The following is a 1418-nucleotide window of genomic DNA, read 5'->3' on the forward strand; positions in this document are numbered from 1 at the left end:
CCTGACCACGTGATCGACGGCGGTCATGCCCATGCTTCTGAGTCGGCGTTGCATGCCGAGGACCAGGGCTACCACAAGAACTTGAAGCCCCGGCAGATCCAGATGATCGCGATCGGCGGCGCGATCGGTACCGGCCTGTTCCTGGGCGCCGGCGGCCGGCTCAACGCCGCAGGCCCATCCCTGGTCATCGCCTACGCCGTATGCGGGTTCTTCGCGTTCCTCATCCTCCGCGCCCTGGGCGAACTGGTCCTGCACCGGCCCTCCTCGGGCTCCTTCGTCTCCTACGCCCGCGAATTCTTCGGCGAAAAAGCCGCGTTCGTCTCCGGCTGGTTCTACTGGATCAACTGGGCCACCACCACCATCGTGGACATCACCGCCGCCGCCCTCTACATGAACTTCTTCGGCAACTACATCCCCTGGATGGCAGCCGTCCCCCAATGGGCCTGGGCCCTCACCGCCCTCGTCGTCGTCCTCGCCCTGAACCTCGTCTCGGTCAAGGTCTTCGGCGAAATGGAATTCTGGTTCGCCCTGATCAAAGTCGCAGCCCTGGTCATCTTCCTCATCGTCGGCACCTACTTCGTCATCTTCGGCACCCCCGTCGACGGCCAACAAGTCGGCATCAGCCTCCTGACCGACAACGGCGGGATCTTCCCCAACGGCCTGCTCCCCATGATCATCCTCATGCAGGGCGTCCTCTTCGCCTACGCCTCCATCGAACTCGTCGGCACCGCCGCCGGCGAAACCGAAAACCCCGAAAAAATCATGCCCAAAGCCATCAACTCCGTCGTCTTCCGCATCGCCGTGTTCTACGTCGGCTCCGTCATCCTCCTGGCCCTGCTGCTGCCCTACACCTCCTACGAAAAAGGCGTCAGCCCCTTCGTGACCTTCTTCGGCTCCATCGGCATCCAGGGCGTGGACGTCATCATGAACCTCGTCGTCCTCACCGCCGCCCTGTCCTCCCTCAACGCCGGCCTCTACTCCACCGGCCGGATCCTGCGCTCCATGTCCGTCAACGGCTCCGCCCCCAAATTCGCGGGCCGCATGAACAAAGCCGGCGTCCCCTACGGCGGGATCGCCATCACCGCCGGCGTCTCCCTCCTCGGCGTCCCCCTGAACTACCTCGTCCCCGCCCAAGCCTTCGAAATCGTCCTCAACGTCGCCTCCGTCGGCATCATCATGACCTGGGCCACCATCGTCCTGTGCCAGATCCAGCTCCACCGCTGGGCCAACAAAGGCTGGCTGACCCGCCCCTCCTTCCGCATGATCGGCGCCCCCTACACCGGCTACCTCTCCCTCCTCTTCCTCACCGGCGTCCTCATCATGGTCTTCATCGAATCCCCCCTCACCATGCTCGTCACCGCCATCGCCTCCATCCTCATGGTCATCGGCTGGTACGCCTGCCGCACCCGCATCCGCGA

At 64.2% G+C, this 1418-nt stretch carries 1 protein-coding gene; it reads left to right on the forward strand.

All coding sequences use genetic code 11. The features are described 5' to 3' along the window. Window positions 1-9 precede the first annotated feature (9 nt). Window positions 10-1418 (forward strand): amino acid permease (locus ACKAE7_RS20965; RefSeq protein WP_408980218.1); only part of this gene is annotated, 1409 nt, incomplete at its 3' end.

Origin of the sequence: Pseudarthrobacter sp. NKDBFgelt (assembly GCF_046097905.1) — a bacterium.
Taxonomy (GTDB): domain Bacteria; phylum Actinomycetota; class Actinomycetes; order Actinomycetales; family Micrococcaceae; genus Arthrobacter; species Arthrobacter polychromogenes.